Genomic DNA, 21959 nt, shown 5'->3' on the forward strand with positions numbered 1-21959 from the left:
AGGCGGTCAGCGGAACGCGGCGTGGCCGGTGAGGGCCTTGCCGATGGACAGCATGTGCATCTCGGAGGTGCCTTCATAGGTGAGCACCGACTCGAGGTTGTTGGCGTGGCGCAGGGGCGAGTACTCCAAGGTGATACCGCTGCCGCCCAGCAGGGTGCGGCATTCCCGGGCGATGGCCAGGGCTTCGCGGACGTTGTTGAGCTTGCCCAGGGAGACCTGCTCGGGGCGGATGGCGCCGGCGTCTTTGATGCGGCCCAGATGCAGCGCCAACAGCACGCCCTTGCCCAGTTCGAGGGTCATGTTGGCCAGCTTCTCTTGCGTCAGTTGGAAACTGGACAGTGGCCGTTCGAACACCTCCCGGGACTGGGTGTAGGCCAGGGTGGTCTCCAGGCTGTCGCGAGCGGCGCCGAGCGCACCGAAGACGATGCCGAAGCGTGCCTCGTTCAAGCATGACAGCGGGGCACCCAGACCTCGGGCGTGCGGCAGTTCAGCAGATGCCGGCAGTCGCACGTTGTCCAGGACCAGTTCGGAGGTCACCGAGGCGCGCAGGGAGAGCTTCTTGTGGATCGGATTGGCGGTGAAGCCGGGGGTGTCGGTGGGCACGAGGAAGCCGCGCACACCGTCGTCGGTGTGGGCCCACACGGTCGCCACGTCGGCGAGGTTGCCGTTGGTGATCCACATCTTGGTGCCCGACAGGATCCAGTCTGAGCCGTCGCGGCGGGCGCGGGTGCGCATGCCGGCGGGGTTGGAGCCGAAGTCGGGCTCGGTGAGGCCGAAGCAGCCGATCGCCTCGCCGGCCGCCAGCCGGGGCAGCCACTCGTTCTTCTGCTCCTCGGAGCCGTAGCGGTGGATGGAGAACATCGACAGCGAGCCCTGCACGGAGACAAAGCTGCGGAAGCCGCTGTCGCCGGCTTCGAGTTCCAGACAAGCCAATCCGTAGGACACGGCGCTGGTACCGGCGCAGCCGTACCCGTCCAGGTGCATGCCGAGAACCCCGAGGTCGCCGAACTCCTTGGCCAGTTCCCTGGGCAGCGTGGCGGATTCGAACCAGTCACCGACGTGGGGTTTGAGCCGGGTGTCGACGAACTTGCGCACGGTGGCGGCAATGTCGCGTTCGTCGTCGTCGAGCAGGCGGTTGATGTCGAACAGCTCCAGCGGCGCGGTGGTGGTTGCGTCTCGCCGGGCAGTGGCGGCAGTCATGGCGGGCTCCTTTGGCGTGTCAGCAACCAGGATCTTAGAAATTCTAAAATTAGTCAAGACGAAAGCCGAGGTCGTTGAGGGAGGCTCAGCAGGGTGTGTCCAGATCAACTGTGCAGCAGTGGATCTGGACTGCACACTCCTACTCGAAAGTGAGGTGTTCGCCTGGGACCGTCACGGCGATCGGCGGCATGTCGAGCACCCCGGGATTGTCGAGGCGTCGCGCGGCAAAGAGGACGATTGCGCGAAAGCCGGACACCGCCAGCCCCATAAGCGCGCCGTAGTGACCACATCATTGTGCGCGGGTCTATGCGGGCGAGAAACTCGAACACAATGTGAGATCGCGGATTGGCGGGTTCGGGCTTGATGTCGTCTCGGCGTTCCGTAGCCCGCAACGCCCACCGACGCTAAATCTCAGTGATGACGCGGATACGATCGGCGTTGCATCGGGCGCCGAGTTCCGTGGAGCCGATCCACTCGTGCCCGTGGGGCGACCCAGGGTGAACGTGGAGTTCGGTGTCCACGCCCGCCTGCATCAGGCTCTTGGCGTAGCGGATGCTTTCGTCACGAAAAATGTCGAGGGTGCCGACTTCGATGTAGGCGGGTGCCAGTCCGTGGTGGTCGGTCAACCTCGCAGGTGCGGCCACCGGGGACACTCGATCGGTACCCACGGCGTCGCCGAGGAGCGCGTGCCAGCCGGTGTAGTTCATGTCGTATGTCCATGTTGCCAACGGTGCGATGTGCGGATCTGGAGTCGTATTCCGGTCATCCAGCATGGGATAGATCAGGATTTGCGCGGCAAGCTCGACGCCCGCATCGCGCGCGAGAATGGCGGCCCCTGCACCTACCCCGCCTCCGCCCGAGTCGCCCATGATCGCAATACGGTGCAAATCAACACCTAGCGATTCGGCGTGCTCACGTAACCATTTCAACGCTGCCAGAACGTCGCGCGCGGGAATTTCGCCGGGGTGCTCGGGGGCGAGACGGTATTCAACCGCAAGGAAGGGGACTCCGGTCCACTGCACGTACTGCCGCACCACGGGGTCGTAATTCTCCAGTGATCCGCAGATCATGCCTCCGCCGTGCACGTAGACCAGTGCCGAACCAGGCGAGCTACCCGCCTTGGTGTACCACCGAAGTTCCAGACTGGCGTCGTCTCTCGTGAGAACGCTGTGCCGTTCATAGGTGACGTCCGGTGCAGGCGCTGCGTTCGCGAAATCCACTTCGATCGCCATATTGGTCAGGTTGCGAAGCGTGCGCCAGTCTCCGCGGGCGGGCGGCGCGGGTAGGTCGGCGGGTGGATCCACTTGACTCGCCAGTGCGGCGGTGATGTCGGGATGAAGTTTCATACTCATGGGAGCTCCGTCTCGATCGGTCGGGGGAGGTGAAAAGCGTTCTGGCAATCCAATCGGTCGGAGCTCAGGTGAGCTGCTCTGTTGAGGGAAACCCGGTGTTGTTGTCGGCGTAGGGTGCGATCGTGATCGTAGAATGACCTCTCGAGACACACGATGTCAGCTGCGTCTCGCGTTGCGCGTCGTCGAGAATCACGTCGCGGTGGTCGGCATCTCCGGAAACGATTCTTACCCGGCACGTTCCGCAGGTTCCGGCGCGACACGATACTGGCACGGAGATTCCGGCAGTAGTCAAGGCGTCGTGCAGGCTGCTATCGGCCGGAACATGTATCACTTGCCCGGTGGGCTCCCAGACGGCGGTGAACGGCGAGGCGTCTCCGCCGAGCGGATCCACACCAGCGAAGTCTTCGAAATGAACTCGGGAGGCGCGCCAGTGGGCGGTCAGCGACCGAACGGCCTCGATCACCGTGGGCGACGCGCAGCAGTAGACGCGGCCGGCTGAGGGCTCTTTCAAAACCGACCACAGGTCGAACCGTTCACCGGCGTGTTCGTCCGTGGCATGGACAAACACGTGGGCCATCCCATCGGCGGCGGCGAGCAGCTCCTGCATGTACGGCGCCTCCGAGCGGCTGCGAACCAGGTACACCAAAGTGACAGATGCGTCGCCACGAGCCTGAATCGCGTAAAACATCGATCGCATTGCAGTGATGCCGATACCGCCGGCGATGAGCAGATACTGCGATGCGGGGCGAAGCGGAAAAGCGTCGACCGGTGGGGAGATCTGCATGAACATACCCACCTCCGTCGAGGTGTGCATGCTCACCGAACCGCCGCGGCTCGCGGGGGCGAGCGCCACCGCGATCACGAAGTTGCCACCACGTGCCTGCGGCCCGCCGATCAACGAGTAGCTGCGACGCTCCCCGGAGGGAGTGAGGACTGTGATGTGCGCGCCCGGGGCGGCGGGGGGGTGGACGCGTCCCGCCTCGGAATGGAAGCTGAACTCGTAAACACCTTCGGCGACGAGACGTTTCGCCATCAACCGAGCCGTGATGAAGGTGCCAGGATTCGTCGTCGCTGTCATCAATTGACATCGAGGCCGAGCGCCGCTGTCGGCTCGCACCTCAGTTCCATTCCAGACGTCAGAGAGCCAGCGGTCACAACGTTTGCGTAGATACCCATCTCGGTATGGCCGTAATGCTGTTTGAGGAGTCTCGGTATCGGGATGTCACGGATTGCGTTGTCGGGGTTGACCTCTGTGGCTGCGCATCTGGTCGACGACTGAATGCACTCGAACTCGACTTCGCCGATCGTGAATCGGCGGCCCACCCAGTTGCGCTCCACCCAAGGCTCATGGAGTTCGACATACATATTCGCCCGGAATCGTCGCGGATCGACGCGCCGGCCGCTCTGTGCTTCGAGGTCGCGGACCGATGCGAGATTCACCAGGTGGCACGCCCACATGTTGCGGGTGTCTTCCAGCCCCGGCCAGCCGTAATTGTATTGCGGTGCAGCGCGAACGAGCACTGGCCGGTCAGCTGGCTCGACGTCGAGCACATTGGCGAAGACAGCGATGGCATCCTCGACTCCTGAATCGCTGTCGAGGTGACATTCGAGAATCGAGTGCCCTTGCACTTTGACCACGAAATGTTCGGTTACCGGGTCGAATTCGGTGACGACACCGGCCAGTCGCGCATGGGTATCCAGGGCATACAGCTCGAAGAAGGACTCCAGCGTGAGCGGGGAATCGACCACGCTGCCGTAACTTCCATTTCGCCGTGCCAGGGCGATCAACCGGTCGAACGGGAAACCACGCTCGGTGACCTGGATCCGTTGTACACGTTGGCCGGTGAGCCCCTTAATCGGATAGATGAACAAGTCGATCAGAGAGTTCACGTTTCCCCGAGTCATATCTCGCTACTCGCTCCGCCTGTGCGGATCACAGTCCACCCTTCCGTAAAACCCGATTGACAACTGTGTGGCACCGAGTCAGCGCCGCCCGGTGAATGTGAGAATGATTCCGGACAGTGGTGATCGCAGATCGCGCTGACCCGTGCTCTCCGGTCACATCGCGGTGTAGCCACCATCTGCCATGACCGCCGAACCTGTCATACTCCTGGAGTCGTCCGAAGCGAGAAAGCAGGCGACCCGTGCAATGTCCTCGGGCAATCCGATTCCCAAAGGCTGGAATTTACTGACTTCCGTCAGCATCTGGTCCCGATCGCCGAACTGGGCAATCGTGCCCGCGACCATGGGTGTGTCCACAAAGCCAGGACAGATCGCATTGGCGCGGATGGCGTCCCTTGCGTGCTCAACTGCGATCGCCTTCGTCAACATCAGAACGCCGCCTTTGCTTGCGCTGTAAGCGGTTTCACCCGGGGAGGCGACCATGGAGTTGGCGGACGCCAGATTGATGATCGAACCCCCACCGGCGCGCTGCATCGCCGGAACGGCAGCTTTGCACGCGAAATACACACCGCTCAGGTTGATGTCGACTGTCCTTCGCCAGCGTTCCTCGGTGAGTTCGAGGAAAGGCACGTTGTCGTAGACGCCCGCGCAGTTGCAGATGGTCGTGAGCAGGCCGAACTCCTGCTCGGCTCGTCGAACCGCAGCGGAGAGATCGTCTGCGGTCCGCACGTCACCCGGGTGGATCAAGACGCGGTCGCCGAGCTCATCAGCGAGTCGGCGGAGATCGTCCTCGTTGAGGTCGAATGCGACGACCGCGGCGTCCTCCGCGGCGAACCGCCTCGCGACTTCGCGACCGATCCCAGAGGCGGCACCCGTGACGACCGCGACCTTGCCGTCCAACCTGCCCACGTTCTGTCCCCCGCTACTTCTGCGCGCCGACCGAACCGGTCAGCGCGCTGAGCCTCGGCGCCACCTCGGTTCCCATGAGCTCCACGGAACGCCGCCACGCACCGCCATCATTCTGGTCGCCGACCGGGATAGTGAGCATTGTCCCGAATCCGCCGGTCGTCTCATGGAGCTGCGCCACTTTCTCGGCCACAGTCTCCGGCGAACCGACCAACCATCGCTCCCGGGCCATGAAGTCGAGGATCTCCTCCTTTGACCAGGCCTCGTCGATGCCGATCATGCCGAGCGCACCCCACTGGCGGGAGACCTCCACTTCATAATTCAGCCAGACGTCGGCCAGGGGACTGTCGACCGCGTAGGCGAGGGCCTCTTTGTCCGTCTCCGCGACGAAGACGTGGGCCGCGATGCGCCAGTCGCCACGGTCTGCCGGGTGTCCGCCCTTCGCTGCGCCTTCGGCGAAGGCGTCCCAGTGACCAGCCAGGTACTCGGCGTTGTAGCAGAGGCTGAGGGGGAAAGCCCCGATCTCTCCGGCGGTCCGCAGCGTCGACGCCCGCCTCTACAACGCCGGCCAGTCGTGCAACGCTCCCAAGCGATTCATCGTCATCGACGAACTCTATGAGCCGTTCGTCGAGAAGTTGGCTGCGGCGCTCACAGCGGTCAAGGCCGGCGATCCGACGTCGTTCGACACGGCGATGGGGCCGCTGTCCTCGGCAGCCGCGACCGAGCGCCTTGACCGTCAGGTGAAGCGGGCGGTGGCCCAGGGAGCCACTCTTGTCATGGGTGGTGAGCGCGACGGGAACTTCTTTTCCCCCACGCTGCTCACCGGCATCACCCCGGACAACGATACGTACTACGAGGAGCTGTTCGGACCCGTCGCTGTGGTCTATCGCGTGTCCTCGGAGGATGAGGCAGTGGAGCTCGCCAACGACACCCCGTACGGTCTGGGCTCATTCGTGATGACGGACGATCAGGCTCAGGCGCTACGCGTCGCCGACAGAATCGACGCCGGGATGGTGTACATCAACGTGGTGGGTGCCGATGCGGTCGAACTGCCCTTCGGCGGCGTCAAGCGATCGGGATTCGGCCGCGAACTCGGTCGTTACGGTGCCGATGAGTTCGTGAACAAGAAGCTGTTCCGAATCGGTTAGCCGCCGATTCTCAAGCCACGTAAGCGTAAGAGCCGGCGGGGATTCAGTTCCGACCTGAATCCCCGCCTGTCGTGTGTGTGAGCGTCCGGACTCTGCGGGGTGGCTCGCGGCGGTATAGTTCGCACACCATGACCGCGCAATCGCCCGCCCCACGACGGCGGGAGACCGCTCAGCAGGTCGTGCTGGATCACGTGCGGCAACTCATCTCCACCGGCACGCTCAAACCCGATGACCGGATTCGGCAGGAGCAGTTGGCCGAGGAGCTTTCGACCAGCGTGGTTCCCGTCCGTGAAGCCCTGAAGATCCTCGAAGCCGAAGGAATGGTGCAGTATGTCCCGCACCGGGGGTACAGCGTCACCCGGCTCAGCCTTGCTGAGCTGACGGAGACCTACCTGGTGCGCCGGTTGCTCGAGGATGAGGTGGTGCGCCTGGGGGCGCCCAAGCTGACCGCCGGTGACTTCGCGGCGTTGGAACAGGCCATGGAGGTCATGGAGTCAGCCGGTGCTGCCGGCGACCTCGGAACCATGATCGAGGCCAACAAGAGTTTCCACTTCCTGATCTTCGCCGCGGCGCAGATGCCGTTGATGGCCAACTACATTCGAATGTTGTGGCAGTCAACCGACGCCTACCGCGCCTTCTACTACGCCGAGGGCGCGGCCCGCGACCGGGTGCACGCCGAGCACCGCAGTATTGTCGACGCTCTGCGGGCCGGCGACGTCGAGCGTGCTATCACCGAACTGCATCAGCACCGCGAGCACGCCGTGAGGGCACTGTCGGCCCGGTTGGGCGGGCAGTAGCGCGGTCAGTCGATGCCGTCGTCACCGAACCAGCGCTGGAAGATGACGTCGTAGGTACCGTCCTCGCGCATGCCCAGCAGGGTCTGGTCCACCGGCTTGCGCAGCTCACTGCCCAACGGCAGGACCAGGCCGTAGTCCTCCTCCTGGAAGATGGGGCCGGCCATCACCGCGACGCCTGCGCCCTGGTGGGCGACGTAGTGGTGCAGCACGGGAGCGTCGAACACCACGGCGTCGAGCTGCTTCTCCCGTAATGCGCGGTAGCAGTCCTCGATGCTGGGCATCTCGGTGGCGGCGATGCCCATCCGGCGCAGGTACGCCGAGGACGTCGTGTTCGAGACCGTGGCCACCGTCTTGTCGTACAGGTCGGCGGGACCGCGGATCGCCGATTCCAGCTTGGCCACCGTCAAGGCCGCGGTCAGGTTGGCGGTGTAGAACGCGACGAAGATGACGCTCACCAGGGCCCACAGCGTGGCGATCAACCGGGCAGCGCCGTGCCGGGGGGAGGCGTCAACACGGGCGGCGAGCATCCCGAGGCCCCACCCGAACGCCTGGAAGATACCGGGGAAATAGGTCCTGGCCATGGTCGAGTCGGCGTGCCGGCGTTCAACGAGCCAGAGGATGTGCGCGGGCAGCAGCGTGATCACCAGCGCAGCAAGCAGATACAACAACATCAGCTTGGAGAACAGCAGCTCGAGGAACCCGGTGAGTCCGGGGCTGGACACCTCGGTGCTGCGTGCGGGGACGATGATCTGCAAGCCGGCGTCGAGAATGGGCTGGGAGAAATCGAAGTCCTGCTCGCGGGCCGCGGTGATCGACACCCCGCTGGCTCCGACATCGGCCCGGCCGGCGGCCACGGTCTCCAGCATGGCTGGAACATTCTCGACAACAACAAGATTCGTGGTCCAGGCCTGCCGCTGCGCGATCTCGTTCCACAGGTCGACCGTGAAGCCGGTCCACTGATCGCCGTTGCTCACCACAAACGGGCTCACCACATTCACCGCCACGGTGACCGTCCTCGGGGCGGCGCCGGCGGGACCCGCGGGAATCCCCGCGCACAACACCAGCAGTGCCACGACGCCCAGCAGGGCCCGCAGTCGCGGTGTCACCTCAGCTGGACTTCTTGGCGGCTGACTTTCTGGCCGGAGTCTTCTTGGCGGCGGCTTTTTTGGCCGGGGCTTTTTTGGCCGCTGCCTTCTTCGCCGGGGCCTTCTTGGCGGGCGCCTTCTTCGGCTCGTCGTCGTCGCCGCCGTCGTCATCGGCGGAGGATTCGCCGCGGCGCTTCTTCACGCTGGCTTCCAGCTTGGCCAGCAGGTCGGACACATCCTCGGTCTCGTCGAGGTCCTCGGGCTGCTGCTCCTCGACGGTGAAGGCCTCGCCGCCCTCGAGCTTGGCCTCGACGAGCTCCCGCAACTGTTCCTGGTAATCGTCATGGAACTGGTCGGGGTTGAAGTCGTCGGCCATCGAATCGACCACCTGGCCGGCCATCTTGAGCTCGGCGGGTTTGATGTCGACCTTCTGGTCCAGCACCGGGAAGTCCGGGTCGCGGATCTCGTCGGGCCACAACAGGGTGTGGATGGTCATCACGTCGCGCTTGTTGATGTCCATCACCCGCAGCGCTGCCAGCCTGGTCTTGTTACGCAGGGCGAAGTGCACGATCGCCAGCCGATCGGTGTCCATCAACGTCTTGGCCAGCAGCACGTAGGACTTCGACGATTTCGAGTCCGGCTCCAGGAAGTAGCTCTTGTCGTACATGATCGGATCGATCTGGCTGGCCGGGACGAACTCCAGCACCTCGATCTCGCGGCTGCGCTCCTCCGGGAGCGTGGCGATGTCCTCGTCGGTGATCACCACACTCTGGCCGTCGTCGGACTCGAAGGCCTTCGCGATGTCGCGGTACTCGACCACCTCACCGCAGACCTCGCACACACGCTTGTAGCGGATGCGCCCGTTGTCCTTGGCGTGCACCTGGTGGAATTTGATGTCGTGGTCCTCGGTGGCGCTGTACACCTTGACCGGCACATTCACCAGGCCGAACGCAATCGAACCCTTCCAGATGGACCGCATGGAGCCCAGTATGGCCCAGGAAAGCCGCGAGCAAACGTCTAAACGCGTGAGCCCGCGGCGTCCAAGGCGGCCCGATCGGGCAGTTGGGCGCCGGCCTTGGCGACCGTGAGCGCCGAATTGAGCGTGGCGGCGCTCAGCACCGAGTGCATCTGGTCGGTGGTGATCGCCTGCAGCGCGTGCCGGTTCTCTGCTCCCAGCAGGCCCAGTGACCACAGGGCGTCGAGCAAGCCCGTCATGAACGAGTCGCCCGCGCCCACCGTGTCCACCACCTGTACCCGCCGCGCCGGCACCGAGACCGCACCCGCCTGCGACACCGCCAGCGCACCGTCGCCCCCGCGGGTCACGGCCACCAGCGACGGGCCTGCCGACAGCCAGCGTCGCGCCACCTCTTCGGGTTCGACGCCAGGCTCCAGCCACCGCAGGTCCTCGTCGCTGGCCTTCACCACGTCACTCTTGGCGACCAGTCGTTCGATGCGCTCGCGCGCCAGGTTGTCGTCGGTGATCAGGTCGGTGCGCACGTTGGGGTCGAAGCTGACCGTCGCCGAGACCCGGTAGGTGTCCAACAGTGCGGCCACCGCGCGGCAGCCCGGTTCCAGCACCGTGGCGATGGAGCCGGTGTGCACCACCGTCGGCGGGCTCACCTCCGGGGTGCCCGAGAGCTGCCAGGTCAGGTCGAAGGTGTAGGTGGCCGCGCCGGAGGCATCGAGACTGGCGTGTGCCACCGGTGTCTTCTCGGCGCTGACACTGCCGGCCACCAGGTTCACGCCCGAGGACGTGACGTGATCGGCGATGCGCCGGCCGTGTTCGTCGTCGCCGATGTGGGTGAGGAAATCGACCCCGCGCTGAAGCCGGCCCAGGCCGACGGCCACATTCAGCGGACTGCCGCCGACGTGTTCACCGACGGTCGCACCGTCGCGCTCCACCACATCGATGAGGGCCTCACCGATGACCAGAGCTCTACTCGTCACGCAGCGACTCCAGCGTCGCCTTCGCCCCGTCACGGTGCAGCGAGTCCAGCGCCCAGGTGTAGGCCTCCACGAATCGGGGCTGCTGGGCGAGATCGCCGAAGAGCGCGGTGTTCTCGATGAACGCCAGCGGGTTGTCCTTCTGCGACCTGGCCAGCGGGATCAGCTGGTCTTTGAGCTGATCGACGACCTCGATGGGTTCCCCCTGCTCGTCGACGCCTTCGGCGTAGCGCGCCCAGCTGGCCACGATGGCCGCCGAGAGCCGAACGTCGCCGTCGTTGTCCAGGTTCTTGCGGATAACGGGCACAAGCCATTTCGGAATGCGATCGGAGGAATCGGCGCACAGCCGGGCCACGGTGTCGCGCACACCGGGATTGGCGAACCGTTCGATGGCGGTGCGTTTGAAGTCGGGAAGGTCGATTCCCGGCACCGGCAGCAGCGTCGGGGTCGCCTCGGAATCCCAGTAGCGGATCAGGAAGTCGGCGATCAGCGGGTCCGAACACGCGTCGGCCACCAGCCGGTAGCCCATCAGATGCGCGAAGTAACAGAGCCCCTGGTGGCCGGCGTTGAGCAGGCGCAGTTTCATCAGCTCATACGGCGTCACGTCGTCGACGGTCAACACACCCACATCCTCGTAGGGCGGGCGGCCGTCGACGAAGTGATCCTCCAGCGCCCAGGAGGTGAACGGTTCGGCCACCACCGGCCACCGGTCCTCCACGCCGTCCTGCTCGGCCAGCGTCTCGATGACATCCGGGGTGGTGACAGGGGTGATGCGGTCGACCATGGAGTTCGGGAATGTGGTGTGCTCGGCCATCCACTTCGACAGGCCGGGGTGGTGCTTGTCGGCGAAGTCGGTGAACGCCTGCTGCGCGACGTGGCCGTTGCCCTCGATGTTGTCGCACGAGACGATGGTGAACGACGGGACGCCGCGGTCGCGCCGGCGTTCCAGGGCTGCGGTGACCAGACCGAACACCGAACTCTCGTCGGCATCGCCGATGTTGTAGCCGCCCTCGGTGATGGTCAGCTCCACGATGCGGGTGCTGGGCGCAGCCAGCAGCTCGATGACGGCGTCGGGATCGTCGGGTGCGAACTTGTAGTCGACGATCGAACCGATGACGCGGACGTCGCGGGTGCCATCCGGGTTGACCAGGATCAGGGTGTAGAGCCCGTCCTGGGCCGTCAGCGCGTCGCGCATCTTGGCGTCGTGCGGCAACACCCCGACACCGCAGATGCCCCACTCCTGCGCCTTGCCCTGTTCCAGCAGCTTGTCGATGTAGTAGGCCTGATGTGCCCGGTGGAAGCCACCGACACCGAAATGCACTATGCCGACGCTGATCTGGCTGCGGTCGTAAGTCGGCGTGGCGACGGTGAGCTGGGACAGGGTCTCGTTGTTCAGTTTCATGAGCACATCACCTCCGCGACGTTACCGCTGCCGACAAGATCGGAGAACAGTGTTGTGTGCGTCACATTCCCTATGTTAGCGTAGTGAGCAAGTGCACGCACCCATGAGCAAATGCTCACGGGTGTAGGAAGGGTGGGGATCCGTGACGGTGGCCAACCGCAGAGCGTCCGGCGCTCGGGTAGCCGTGCCTGCGGACCCGAAACCGGAGGACCTGCGACTGGCGCTGCGGGCGGCCACCATGTACTACCTGGACGGGCTGACGCAGGCCGAGATCGCGCAGCGGCTGGGCGTCTCCCGCCCCACGGCCGGTCGGCTGGTGGCCCGCGCCAAGACCCGTGGCCTGGTGCGCATCGACATCGTGGTGCCCAGCGATCTGCGTGACGACCTGCACGCCGAAGAGGAGCGTGCGCTCGAGGAGCGCTTCGGTCTGGTCGAGGCCGTGGTCGCCGGCCACGGAGTCGACCTCGGCTCGCCCGGCCGCCCGGAGACCTTTGCCAGCGTGGGACGCGCAGCGGCTGCCCTCCTGACGCGGCGACTCGCGCCGGAGGACACTCTCGGATTCACCTGGGGACCGGAGAATGTCGCGATGGCACAGGCGCTGCCCACCGGGGTGGCCAGCTGCCGGGCGGTGGTCCAGCTGGACGGATCGATGAGCACCGCGGTGTATCAGACGGGTACCGAATACATCCTGAGCCGCTGCGCCGAGGTGCTGCACGCCGACACCTACCGGCTGCCCGCGCCCCTGTACGCCGACCCGGCGACCGTCGACTCGATCCGCAACGACTCGGGGATGTCGCGCACGCTGGAAGCCGGCCGCTGCGCCCGGGTGATGATCTTCGGCATCGGTGCGGTGTCCACGTCGACCACCCTGTTCGAAGGCAACTTCCTGGACACCGGAATGCTGGACGAACTGGAATCCCTCGGCGCGGTCGGCGAGATCGGCGGGCGGTTCTTCGATGCCGACGGCCAGGCGATCGACAGTGAACTGCAGCGCCGCGCGGTATCGGTGCCGCTGGAGGACATCAAGGCGTGCCCGGCCACCATCCTGGTGTCCAGTGGCGCCACCAAATATCAAGCCACCCTGGGTGCCCTTCGGGGCGGACTGGCCCGATTCCTGGTTTGTGACATCGACTGCGCCCGTTGGCTTCTGGAGCAGTGAACAAAGAGATGAGGTTCAAGGTGAAAGCACAACGACGAGCGCTGCACCGGCTGGCGGCATGCATTTCCGCGGTGGCCTTGACGTTCGTGGCAGGCTGCTCTGGTGCGGGCAGCCTGGGCGCCTCCGACAACGAGGTGACCATCGCCTTGGTGTCGAACTCGCAGATGACCGACGCCCAGGAGCTGTCGTCACGCTTCGAGGCCGAGAACCCGGGCACCAAGCTGAAGTTCATCACCCTCTCGGAGAACCAGGCCCGCGCCAAGATCACCATGTCGACAGCCATGGGCGGCAGCGAATTCGATGTGGTGATGATCAGCAACTTCGAGACCCCGCAGTGGGCCAGGGACGGCTGGCTGCTCAATCTCTCCGACTACGCCCGCGAGACTCCGGGATACGACGAGGGCGACTTCATCTCCTCGCTGCGCGACTCGCTGTCCTACGAAGGCAACATGTACGCCGTCCCGTTCTACGGGGAGTCGTCGTTCCTGATGTACCGCAAGGACCTGTTCGAGCAGGCCGGTATCCAGGTCAACCAGAGTGCCGACTACCAGCCGACCTGGCAGGAGGTCCGCGAGTGGGCCCGCCAGCTCAAGACCGATGACCGGGCCGGGATCTGCCTGCGCGGCAAGCCGGGCTGGGGCGAGGTGCTGGCTCCGCTGGACACCGTCATCAACACCTTCGGCGGACGCTGGTTCGACGAGAACTGGAACGCACAGCTCAACAGCCCGGAGGTCAAGGAGGCGGTCAACTTCTACGTGGACACCCTGCGCGAATCCGGTGAACTGGGCGCCGCCTCCACCGGCTTCCAGGAGTGCGCCAACCTGTTCGGCCAGGGGCAGACGGCCATGTGGTACGACGCCACCTCCGCGGTGTCGGTGCTCGAAGACCCCAACTCCTACCCCGAACTACAGGGCAAGATCGGCTACCTGCCCGCACCCATCGTCGAGAAGCCCAACTCGGGCTGGCTCTACACCTGGGCCCTGGGCATTCCCAAAGCGGCCAAGAACCCCGACGGTGCCTGGAAGTTCATCTCCTGGATGACCAGCAAGGACTACATGAAGCTGGTGGGCGAGGAGCTGGGTTGGGCCCGGGTGCCACCCGGCAGCCGCACCTCCACCTACACCGAACTGCCGGAGTACGAGGCCATCTCGCAGTCCTACGGGCCGCTGACCCTGCGCTCCATCGAGGGTGCGACCCCGAACCAGCCCACCGTTGATCCGGTGCCCTACACCGGGGTTCAGTTCGTCGGCATCCCGGAGTTCCAGGACCTCGGTACCCGGGTCAGCCAGCAGATCAGTGCCGCCATCGCCGGACAGAAGTCCGTCGACGACGCACTGGAGCAAGCCCAGGTGTACGCCGAAGTGGTCGGCAAGACCTACCAGGAGAACTGATGACCGTCACCGCTGACACCGCCGCCGGCAGCGACCAGGCCGAGCGGGTACGAAAGATCAGAGAGAACCAGGACTTCGGCGTCTCGAAGGCCGAAGGCTGGCGCCGGCGCGGGCCGCTGCTACCCGCGCTGATCTTCATGATCGTGGTCACCCAGATCCCGTTCCTGTTCACGCTCTACTACTCCACCCTGTCCTGGAACCTGGTGCGGCCCGGGTCGCGGGAGTTCGTCGGGCTGAACAACTACATCGCCGTGGTGCAGGACAGCCAGTTCTGGTCGGTGGCCGGCAACACCGTCATCCTGATCGTCGTGGTGGTGCTGGTCTCGGCGTTCTTCGGCCTGCTGCTGGCCCTGCTGCTGGACCGGGCGTTCCTCGGGCGCGGCATCGTGCGAACGCTGCTCATCACCCCGTTCCTGGTGACACCGGTTGCGGCGGCGCTGATCTGGAAGACCACCATCCTGGATCCCACCAACGGCATCCTCAACTGGGTGCTGTCGCTGGTGGGAGTGGGCCCGGTGGACTGGATTGGCCAGTTCCCGCTCACCATGGTGATGGTGGAACTGATCTGGCAGTGGACACCGTTCATGATGCTGCTGATCCTGGCCGGCCTGCAGTCCATGCCGCGCGACATCCTCGAGGCCAGCGGGGTCGACGGGGCCACCGCATTCCAGTCGTTCCGTGAACTGACCCTGCCGCACCTGCGGCGGTTCATCGAACTGGGTGTGGTGCTGGGCGCCATCTACCTGATCAACACCTTCGACGCCATCTACATGATGACCCAGGGCGGACCGGGTATCGCGAGTGCCAACCTGCCGTTCTACATCTACCAGCGCGCGTTCCTGGGCTTCGATATGGGCCAGGCGGCGGCCATGGGTGTGGTGGTGGTGATCTTCACGATCGTCATCGCGAACTTCGCGTTGCGACTGATTTTCAAATCGTTCTCCGGCAAGGAAGAGGCGGCGTAGGACATGACTGCCACGATCGAACAAGACACGGCGGCATCACAGCCCACCGTCGCTCCGAAGAAGAAGAGCCGTAAGCTCAGTCCATGGGGCGTGGTCGCCTGGCTGGTGGGCCTGGGCTTCTTCTTCCCGGTGTTCTGGATGGTGCTGACGTCCTTCAAACAGGAAGGCGACGCGGCCACCAGCCCGCCGAAGCTCTTCTTCACCCCAACGCTGGATCAGTACGGTGCGGTGTTCAGCCAGGGCATCGGCCCGGCCATGCTGAATTCGCTGTTCGCCACCGGTCTTTCGACCATCCTGGTGTTGCTGCTGGGCACCCCCGCGGCTTTCGCCTTGTCCCTGCGGCCGGTGCGCAAGACCCAGGACGCGCTGTTCTTCTTCATGAGCACCAAGATGTTGCCCATCGTGGCGGTGATCCTGCCGCTGTACGTGATCGTCTCCAATGTCGGTCTCCTGGACAACATCTGGGCCCTGGTGATCCTGTACACGGCGATGAACCTGCCCATCGCGGTGTGGATGATGCGGTCCTTCTTCCTGGAGGTGCCCGCAGAACTGCTCGAGGCTGCGAGCCTCGACGGCGCGAGCCTGTGGCGCTCGGTGCGGGAGGTGATCCTGCCGCTGGTGTCACCCGGTATCGCGGCGACCGCGCTGATCTGCGTGATCTTCGCCTGGAACGAATTCTTCTTCGCGGTCAACCTGACCGCGGTGAATGCCTCGACCATGCCCGTGTACCTCGTCGGCTTCATCGCCGGTGAGGGCCAGTACTGGGCCGTGCTGTCCGCGGCCGCCACCATGTCCGCCCTGCCCGTGATCCTCTGCGGGTGGTTTGCCCAGAACAAACTCGTCCGCGGCCTGTCCTTCGGCGCCATCAAATAGGAGAAACCATGGCATCCATTGCTTACAAGAACGCCACCTGCATCTACGAGGGCTCCGACAAGCTGGCGGTCGACTCGCTGAACCTCGACATCAACGACGGCGAGTTCGTGGTGCTGGTCGGGCCCTCGGGCTCGGGCAAGAGCACCGCGCTGCGCATGCTGGCCGGCCTCGAGGAGATCGACGAGGGCACCATCGAGATCGGCGGCAAGAACATGGTGGGCGTGCCGTCGAAGGACCGCGACATCGCGATGGTGTTCCAGAACTATGCGCTGTACCCCAACAAGACCGTCGCCGAGAACATGGGCTTCGCGCTGAAGCTGCGTGGGGTCTCGGCCGACGAGCGCCGCCGCAAGGTGGAGGAAGCGGCGAAACTGCTGGATCTCAGCGAGTTCCTGGACCGCAAGCCCGCCAAGCTGTCCGGCGGTCAGCGCCAGCGCGTGGCCATGGGCCGCGCCATCGTGCGTGAGCCGCAGGTGTTCTGCATGGACGAGCCGCTGTCCAACCTCGACGCCAAGCTGCGGGTGCAGACCCGTACCCAGATCGCCGCCCTGCAGCGGCGCCTGGGGACCACCACCGTCTACGTCACCCACGACCAGGTGGAAGCCATGACGATGGGGGACCGGGTGGCGGTGCTGCGCAACGGAACCCTGCAACAGTTCGCCTCGCCGTCGGATCTCTACGACAACCCCGCCAACGCGTTCGTCGCGGGATTCATCGGCTCGCCCGCGATGAACCTGCTGACCCTGCCCATCGTGTCCGACGGGGTGCGCATCGGGGAGAACTCGACGCTGCAGCTCGAACGCGACCAGTTGAGCAGGCTGCACGACGCCGGCCTGTCCGAGGTCACCGTCGGCGTTCGGCCCGAGCAGTTGGAACTCTCGGACTCCGGCACCATCGAGGTGGTGGTGGACCTGGTGGAGGACCTCGGCAGCGAGGCCTATCTGTACACGCACGCCGGCCCGGACGTGCAGCTGGTGGCCCGGTCGCTGCCACGTACCCCGGCCCGGCTGGCCGAGACCGTGAAACTGCGCAAGACGAGCGACGGCGTGGTGCATCTGTTCCATCCCGAGAGTGGGGAACGCCTCTAGGGCGCCATTCGGCGGACTGGCCTGCCGGAGGTGGCCGGACCTGACAGGATCGGCGGGGAACCAAGAGAAGGGGTCCTCGATGCAGTATCACCCGTCGACCACCGCCGTGCTGGTCATCGATCCGCAGAACGACGTGCTGAGCCCGGCCGGTCGCAACTGGGAGGTGCTGTCGGCCAGCATCACCGAGAACAACACGGTGGGCAACCTCGTTGCGCTGCTGGGTGCCGCCCGCGCCGGCGGCTACCCGCTGGTGGTCTCGCCGCACTACTTCTACCCGGTCGATCACGCGTGGGAGTTCAACGGTCCCCTGGAAACCGATGAACTGAACAGTGACACCTTTGCGCGCCAGGGTCCGCTGACGCTCGCCGGATTCGCCGGATCCGGGGCGGACTGGCTCGACGAACTCCGGGAGTTCATCGAGGACCCGGCCACCGTGGTCGCCAGCCCGCACAAGGTGTGGGGCCCGCAGACCAACGACGTGGTGCTGCAACTGCGCAAGCGCCGCATCACCACGGTGATCCTGTGCGGCATGCTGGCCAACATCTGCGTCGAGTCGCATCTGCGTGATCTCCTGGAGCAGGGCTTCGAGGTGACCGTGGTCCGTGATGCCACCGCCGGCCCGCGCCACCCGGTCCGAGGCGACGGGTACCAGGCCGCGCTGGTCAATTTTGCGTTCCTGGCCCACGCCGTGGTGTCCACGGACGAGGTCACCGCGAGCATGAAGAGCCGGTGATGGCCACCCTGGTCTCGGTCAACGTCGGCCTGCCCGCCGACGTCGACTGGAACGGCCGGACCGTCCACACCGCGGTGTACAAGACCCCGGTGGTCGGGCCACAGATGGTGCGCCGGCTCAACATCGACGGGGACGGCCAGGGCGATCTGGGCGGCCACGGGGGCGAACAGCGGGCGGTACTGGTCTACCAGCTGCAGTCCTATGAGTACTGGGCGCGCGTGTTGGGGCGAGATGACCTGCAGCCCGGGCACTTCGGAGAGAACTTCACCGTCGACGGGCTGCCGGATCACGAGGTCTGCATCGGCGACCGGTACCGGGTGGGCGAGGTGGTCCTGGAGGTGACGCAGCCGCGGGTCACCTGCTACCGGGTGGGACTGCGCCTGGGGGAACCGCAGATGCCGGCCCTGCTGGTCTCGCACCGGCGCCCCGGGTTCTACTGCAGGGTCATCGAGGAAGGCTCGGTTCAGGCCGGCGACGAGATCACCAGGATCGTCACCGGACCCGAGCAGATCTCCGTCGCCGACATCGACGCGCTGCTGTATCTGCCCGGGCATCCGCGCGATGACCTGGCGCGGGCACTGCGCATCCCGGCGTTGAGCCCGGGGTGGCAGGAATCGCTGCGCGCGCTGGCCGCGGCCGGTGACGGCAGCGGCAACGTCGGCCTGAATTCGGCTGCAGCCGCAACACCTCCGGCCTGGCCCGGCTTCCTGGCGCTGCCGGTGACCACACTGCACCGCGAGAGCCGAGATGTCCTGTCGGTGACCCTGCGTTCGCCCGGGGGCGTACCACCGTGGTTGCCCGGTCAGTCCGTCACGGTGAGGTTGCGCCCCGACGACACCACGACGATCGTGCGGAGCTACTCGCTGTCGAACCTGCCGGGCTCGGATGGCCTGCGGATCAGCGTCAAACGGGAACCGCACGGCCGCGCGGGTGACTACCTGCACAGCCGGGTGCAGGTGGGCGACACCCTCGACGTGGCCGCACCGCGTGGGGTGTTCGTACTCGGTGATGCGGACAGCCCGATCGTGTTGTTGTCCGCGGGAATCGGCGTGACACCGGTGCTGGCGATGCTGCATGCCCTGGCGGATCAGGGTTCCACGCGCGAGATCTGGTGGGTGCACGGCGCACGCAACCGGGCCGAGCACAGCTTCGCCGAGGAAGCGCAGTGCCTGCTGAACCGCCTGCCGCACAGCCACCGCCACGTGGCCTACAGCGATCCCGGCGCAGGCGACTCGGACTTCGACGCCACCGGCAGGCTCTCGGCGCAGATCCTCACCGAACTCGGGGTGCCGACTTCCGCGGACATTTATCTGTGTGGTCCCGACCGGTTCATGGCGGAGATGACGGCCGGGCTGGGCCCCGCGCATCTGCATGCGGAGACCTTCGGCGCGGGACCGGCCATCACCCCGGGACTGGCTGCGTCGGCCCCGGTCGCGCCGCACGCTCCCTCAGGGCCGGCCGGAGCCGGTCCCGGGGTGTCGTTCGCCCGCAGCTCGCTGACCGTGCCCTGGGATGACCGTTTCGACAGCCTGCTCGAATTCGCCGAGGCCTGCGACGTGCCCACCCGGTGGTCGTGTCGCAGCGGCGTCTGCCACACCTGCGAGACGGTGCTGCTGGCCGGGCAGGTCCGCCACGATCCGGAACCGCTGGAGCCGCCGGCGCCCGGCAATGTGCTGCCCTGCTGCGCTCGTCCGACCGCCGACGTGGTGATCGATTTGTAGTGGGGCCGGGTATACCGTGCAGTCATGGAGCGCCTGGGACGGGTCCGGCTGACCAACGCCGACAAGGTGCTCTATCCGGAGACCGGAACCACCAAGGGTGAGGTCTTCGACTACTACGTGGCGATCGCCGAGGTGATGGTGCCGCACACCGCGGGCCGGGCCACCACCCGCAAACGCTGGCCCAACGGGGTCGCGGAGCCGGCGTTCTTCGAGAAGCAGTTGGCCTCCTCGGCGCCGGACTGGTTGACGCGGGCCTCGGTGAAGCACGGCTCGGGGACCATCACCTACCCGATCATCGACAGTCAGGAGTCACTCGCCTGGATCGCGCAGCAGGCGTCGTTGGAAGTGCATGTGCCGCAATGGCGTTTTGATTCAGGGATCATCGGCCCGGCCACCCGGCTGGTGTTCGACCTGGACCCCGGCGACGACGTGCCGATGAGCCAGCTCTGTGAGGTCGCCCGCGCGGTACGTGACCTGATGGACGACGTGGGCCTGACGGTGTACCCGTTGACCAGTGGCAGCAAGGGACTGCACCTCTATGCTCGCTTCGACGAGCCGGTGAGCTCCCGCGGCGCCGTCGTGCTCGCCAAACGTGTTGCGCAGCAATTGGAGCAGGCCATGCCGAAGAAGGTGACCTCGACGATGACCAAGAGCCTGCGCACCGGCAAGGTGTTCGTGGACTGGAGCCAGAACAGTGCGTCGAAGACCACCATCGCCCCCTATTCGCTGCGGGGCCGCGAGCGACCGACGGTCGCCGCGCCGCGCACCTGGGAGGAATTGGACGCCCCGGATGCGCTGGAGCACCTGACCTATGCCGAGGTGCTGGCGAGGGTGGCGCGCGACGGGGACCTGCTGGCGGCACTGGATCCCGACGCGCCGGTGTCCGACAAGTTGAGCACCTACCGCAGCATGCGTGACGCGGGCAAGACGCCGGAACCGGTGCCCTCGTCCAGACCTGCTCTGGGCCACGACAATACATTCGTCATCCAGGAACACCATGCGCGCCGTCTGCACTACGACTTCCGGTTGGAACGCGGCGGCGTGCTGGTCTCCTGGGCCGTGCCCAAGAATCTCCCCGACACGCCGTCGGTGAACCACCTGGCCGTGCACACCGAGGATCACCCGCTCGAGTACGCCACCTTCGAAGGGGAGATCCCCAAGGGCGAGTACGGCGGTGGGAAGGTGATCGTCTGGGACTCCGGGAGCTACGAGGCGGAGAAGTTCCGCGATCCCGGGGTGGACGGCGAGTCAGTGGACGGCAAGAAGGGCGAGGTGATCGTCACCCTGCACGGCACCCGGATCACCGGCCGCTACGCACTGATCCAGACCGGGGGCAAGAACTGGATCGCGCACCGGATGAAGGAGCAGGACCAGCCCGGGGTCGGCGATTTTGCACCCATGCTCGCCACCCACGGTTCAGTGGAGCGGCTGAAGTCCGGCCCCTGGGCGTTCGAGGGCAAGTGGGACGGTTATCGAATGCTGGTGGAGGTTGACCACGGTGACCTGAGACTGCGTTCGCGCAGCGGCCGCGACGTCACCGCGGAGTTTCCGCAACTACGTTCGCTGGCAGCCGATCTGGCTGATCACCACGTGGTTCTCGACGGCGAGGTGGTGGCTCTGGACTCCAACGGGGTGCCCAGCTTCGGGGAGATGCAGAACCGCGCCCGCTCCACCCGGGTCGAATTCTGGGCCTTCGATCTGTTGGTGCTGGACGGCCGATCCCTGGTGCGCGCCAAGTACTCCGACCGCCGCCGGTTGCTGGAGGCCTTTGCCGACGGAACCGATCTCATTGTCCCCGAACAGATTCCCGGCGATGGTCCGCAGGCCTTGGAGTACGCGCGCGAGCAGCGGTGGGAGGGGGTGGTGGCCAAGAAGCGTGACTCCACCTATCAGCCGGGGCGGCGCTCTGCGTCGTGGATCAAGGACAAGCTGTGGAACACCCAGGAGGTGGTGATCGGCGGCTGGCGCCAAGGCGAAGGCGGGCGCTCCAGCGGCATCGGCGCCCTGCTGATGGGCGTTCCGGGCGACGGCGGCCTGGAGTTCGTCGGGCGGGTGGGCACCGGTTTCACCGACAAGGAGCTGGCCAAGCTGAAGACGTTGCTGACCCCCGTCGACGAATCACCCTTCAATGCAACCCTTGTCGGCCCTGATGCCCGCGGGGTCACGTATGTGGAACCGGTGCACGTGGGCGAGGTGCGTTACAGCGAGCGGACTTCCGACGGCCGTCTGCGGCAGCCGAGTTGGCGGGGCCTGCGGCCGGACAAGTCGCCGGACGAGGTGGTGTGGGAGTAAT

The 21959-nt window shown here is 65.7% G+C and carries 19 protein-coding genes and 1 pseudogene; 10 read left to right on the forward strand and 10 right to left on the reverse strand.

What is annotated here, in order from left to right:
- Positions 1-6: 6 nt before the first annotated feature.
- From G6N58_RS13585 to G6N58_RS13610, 6 genes are all read right to left on the reverse strand, one after another.
- A complete protein-coding gene (locus tag G6N58_RS13585; RefSeq protein ID WP_115278346.1) occupies positions 7-1200 on the reverse strand; it encodes an acyl-CoA dehydrogenase family protein in 1194 nt (397 codons plus the stop codon).
- 404 nt (positions 1201-1604) lie between these two features.
- The gene (locus G6N58_RS13590) at positions 1605-2552 is read right to left on the reverse strand and encodes an alpha/beta hydrolase (RefSeq protein ID WP_115278345.1); all 948 of its coding nucleotides are present in this window, start codon (positions 2550-2552) and stop codon (positions 1605-1607) included.
- A gap of 64 nt (positions 2553-2616) precedes the next feature.
- On the reverse strand, positions 2617-3630 hold the full coding sequence (locus tag G6N58_RS13595; protein WP_163908162.1) for a PDR/VanB family oxidoreductase: 1014 nt from the start codon (positions 3628-3630) through the stop codon (positions 2617-2619).
- Positions 3630-4442: an MOSC domain-containing protein gene (locus tag G6N58_RS13600; protein ID WP_163908163.1), complete on the reverse strand. Its 813-nt coding sequence runs from the start codon at positions 4440-4442 to the stop codon at positions 3630-3632. The genes G6N58_RS13595 and G6N58_RS13600 overlap by 1 nt, the downstream gene beginning before the upstream one ends.
- A 168-nt stretch (positions 4443-4610) precedes the next feature.
- Complete coding sequence (locus G6N58_RS13605) at positions 4611-5363, reverse strand: SDR family NAD(P)-dependent oxidoreductase (protein ID WP_115278342.1); 753 nt, start codon at positions 5361-5363, stop codon at positions 4611-4613.
- A 13-nt stretch (positions 5364-5376) separates the two neighbouring features.
- Positions 5377-5901 (reverse strand): LLM class flavin-dependent oxidoreductase, encoded by a 525-nt coding sequence (locus G6N58_RS13610; protein WP_163908637.1) that lies wholly within the window; start codon positions 5899-5901, stop codon positions 5377-5379.
- Here G6N58_RS13610 and G6N58_RS13615 point away from each other — a divergent pair.
- Positions 5900-6508, forward strand: a pseudogene (locus tag G6N58_RS13615) (aldehyde dehydrogenase family protein); the annotation flags it as partial. The gene G6N58_RS13610 and the pseudogene G6N58_RS13615 overlap by 2 nt on opposite strands.
- Before the next feature lie 128 nt (positions 6509-6636).
- Entirely contained in the window at positions 6637-7305 is a 669-nt protein-coding gene (locus tag G6N58_RS13620) for a GntR family transcriptional regulator (RefSeq protein WP_115278330.1), read from the forward strand.
- Between the two features lie 5 nt (positions 7306-7310).
- On the opposite strand, the gene G6N58_RS13625 is transcribed toward G6N58_RS13620, so the two are convergent.
- From G6N58_RS13625 to G6N58_RS13640, 4 genes are read right to left on the reverse strand one after another with little or no spacing between them, the layout of a single operon-like run.
- A complete protein-coding gene (locus G6N58_RS13625) occupies positions 7311-8411 on the reverse strand; it encodes a transporter substrate-binding domain-containing protein (protein WP_115278329.1) in 1101 nt (366 codons plus the stop codon).
- Position 8412: 1 nt separating this feature from the next.
- Positions 8413-9369, reverse strand: coding sequence for a non-homologous end joining protein Ku (gene ku, locus G6N58_RS13630; RefSeq protein WP_115278328.1), 957 nt, complete (start codon positions 9367-9369; stop codon positions 8413-8415).
- 38 nt (positions 9370-9407) lie between these two features.
- The gene (locus G6N58_RS13635; protein WP_115278327.1) at positions 9408-10337 is read right to left on the reverse strand and encodes a carbohydrate kinase family protein; all 930 of its coding nucleotides are present in this window, start codon (positions 10335-10337) and stop codon (positions 9408-9410) included.
- Positions 10327-11736 (reverse strand): mannitol dehydrogenase family protein, encoded by a 1410-nt coding sequence (locus G6N58_RS13640; RefSeq protein ID WP_115278326.1) that lies wholly within the window; start codon positions 11734-11736, stop codon positions 10327-10329. The genes G6N58_RS13635 and G6N58_RS13640 overlap by 11 nt, the downstream gene beginning before the upstream one ends.
- 148 nt (positions 11737-11884) lie before the next feature.
- Between G6N58_RS13640 and G6N58_RS13645 the strand changes: the two genes are divergently transcribed.
- The 8 genes from G6N58_RS13645 (at position 11885) to G6N58_RS13680 (ending at position 21958) form a co-directional block, all read left to right on the forward strand.
- Positions 11885-12895 (forward strand): sugar-binding transcriptional regulator, encoded by a 1011-nt coding sequence (locus G6N58_RS13645; protein WP_068919545.1) that lies wholly within the window; start codon positions 11885-11887, stop codon positions 12893-12895.
- An 8-nt stretch (positions 12896-12903) separates the two neighbouring features.
- The gene (locus tag G6N58_RS13650; RefSeq protein WP_068919544.1) at positions 12904-14286 is read left to right on the forward strand and encodes an ABC transporter substrate-binding protein; all 1383 of its coding nucleotides are present in this window, start codon (positions 12904-12906) and stop codon (positions 14284-14286) included.
- Positions 14286-15251 carry a carbohydrate ABC transporter permease gene (locus tag G6N58_RS13655; protein WP_115278325.1) on the forward strand — a complete coding sequence of 322 codons (966 nt, stop codon included), beginning with the start codon at positions 14286-14288 and terminating at the stop codon, positions 15249-15251. Before G6N58_RS13650 ends, G6N58_RS13655 begins: the two co-directional genes overlap by 1 nt.
- A 3-nt stretch (positions 15252-15254) precedes the next feature.
- Positions 15255-16124 (forward strand): carbohydrate ABC transporter permease, encoded by an 870-nt coding sequence (locus tag G6N58_RS13660; RefSeq protein ID WP_068915200.1) that lies wholly within the window; start codon positions 15255-15257, stop codon positions 16122-16124.
- Between the two features lie 8 nt (positions 16125-16132).
- A complete protein-coding gene (locus G6N58_RS13665) occupies positions 16133-17212 on the forward strand; it encodes an ABC transporter ATP-binding protein (protein ID WP_115278324.1) in 1080 nt (359 codons plus the stop codon).
- Positions 17213-17291: 79 nt separating this feature from the next.
- A complete protein-coding gene (locus G6N58_RS13670) occupies positions 17292-17945 on the forward strand; it encodes a cysteine hydrolase family protein (RefSeq protein WP_115278323.1) in 654 nt (217 codons plus the stop codon).
- Positions 17945-19666, forward strand: coding sequence for an MOSC and FAD-binding oxidoreductase domain-containing protein (locus tag G6N58_RS13675; protein WP_115281531.1), 1722 nt, complete (start codon positions 17945-17947; stop codon positions 19664-19666). The genes G6N58_RS13670 and G6N58_RS13675 overlap by 1 nt, the downstream gene beginning before the upstream one ends.
- Positions 19667-19690: 24 nt before the next feature.
- On the forward strand, positions 19691-21958 hold the full coding sequence (locus tag G6N58_RS13680; protein ID WP_115278322.1) for an ATP-dependent DNA ligase: 2268 nt from the start codon (positions 19691-19693) through the stop codon (positions 21956-21958).
- Position 21959 lies beyond the last annotated feature (1 nt).

Source organism: Mycolicibacterium tokaiense (assembly GCF_010725885.1).
Lineage (GTDB): Bacteria > Actinomycetota > Actinomycetes > Mycobacteriales > Mycobacteriaceae > Mycobacterium > Mycobacterium tokaiense.

Bases quoted from the DNA above. Each gene is read 5' to 3' on its own strand.
- G6N58_RS13675 (WP_115281531.1), top strand. From the start codon at position 17,945: ATGGCCACCCTGGTCTCGGTCAACGTCGGCCTGCCCGCCGACGTCGAC.
- G6N58_RS13595 (WP_163908162.1), bottom strand. From the start codon at position 3,630: ATGACAGCGACGACGAATCCTGGCACCTTCATCACGGCTCGGTTGATG.
- G6N58_RS13670 (WP_115278323.1), top strand. From the start codon at position 17,292: ATGCAGTATCACCCGTCGACCACCGCCGTGCTGGTCATCGATCCGCAG.
- G6N58_RS13660 (WP_068915200.1), top strand. From the start codon at position 15,255: ATGACTGCCACGATCGAACAAGACACGGCGGCATCACAGCCCACCGTC.
- G6N58_RS13620 (WP_115278330.1), top strand. From the start codon at position 6,637: ATGACCGCGCAATCGCCCGCCCCACGACGGCGGGAGACCGCTCAGCAG.
- G6N58_RS13640 (WP_115278326.1), bottom strand. From the start codon at position 11,736: ATGAAACTGAACAACGAGACCCTGTCCCAGCTCACCGTCGCCACGCCG.
- ku (WP_115278328.1), bottom strand. From the start codon at position 9,369: ATGCGGTCCATCTGGAAGGGTTCGATTGCGTTCGGCCTGGTGAATGTG.
- G6N58_RS13680 (WP_115278322.1), top strand. From the start codon at position 19,691: ATGGAGCGCCTGGGACGGGTCCGGCTGACCAACGCCGACAAGGTGCTC.
- G6N58_RS13665 (WP_115278324.1), top strand. From the start codon at position 16,133: ATGGCATCCATTGCTTACAAGAACGCCACCTGCATCTACGAGGGCTCC.
- G6N58_RS13590 (WP_115278345.1), bottom strand. From the start codon at position 2,552: ATGAGTATGAAACTTCATCCCGACATCACCGCCGCACTGGCGAGTCAA.
- G6N58_RS13650 (WP_068919544.1), top strand. From the start codon at position 12,904: ATGAGGTTCAAGGTGAAAGCACAACGACGAGCGCTGCACCGGCTGGCG.
- G6N58_RS13585 (WP_115278346.1), bottom strand. From the start codon at position 1,200: ATGACTGCCGCCACTGCCCGGCGAGACGCAACCACCACCGCGCCGCTG.
- G6N58_RS13655 (WP_115278325.1), top strand. From the start codon at position 14,286: ATGACCGTCACCGCTGACACCGCCGCCGGCAGCGACCAGGCCGAGCGG.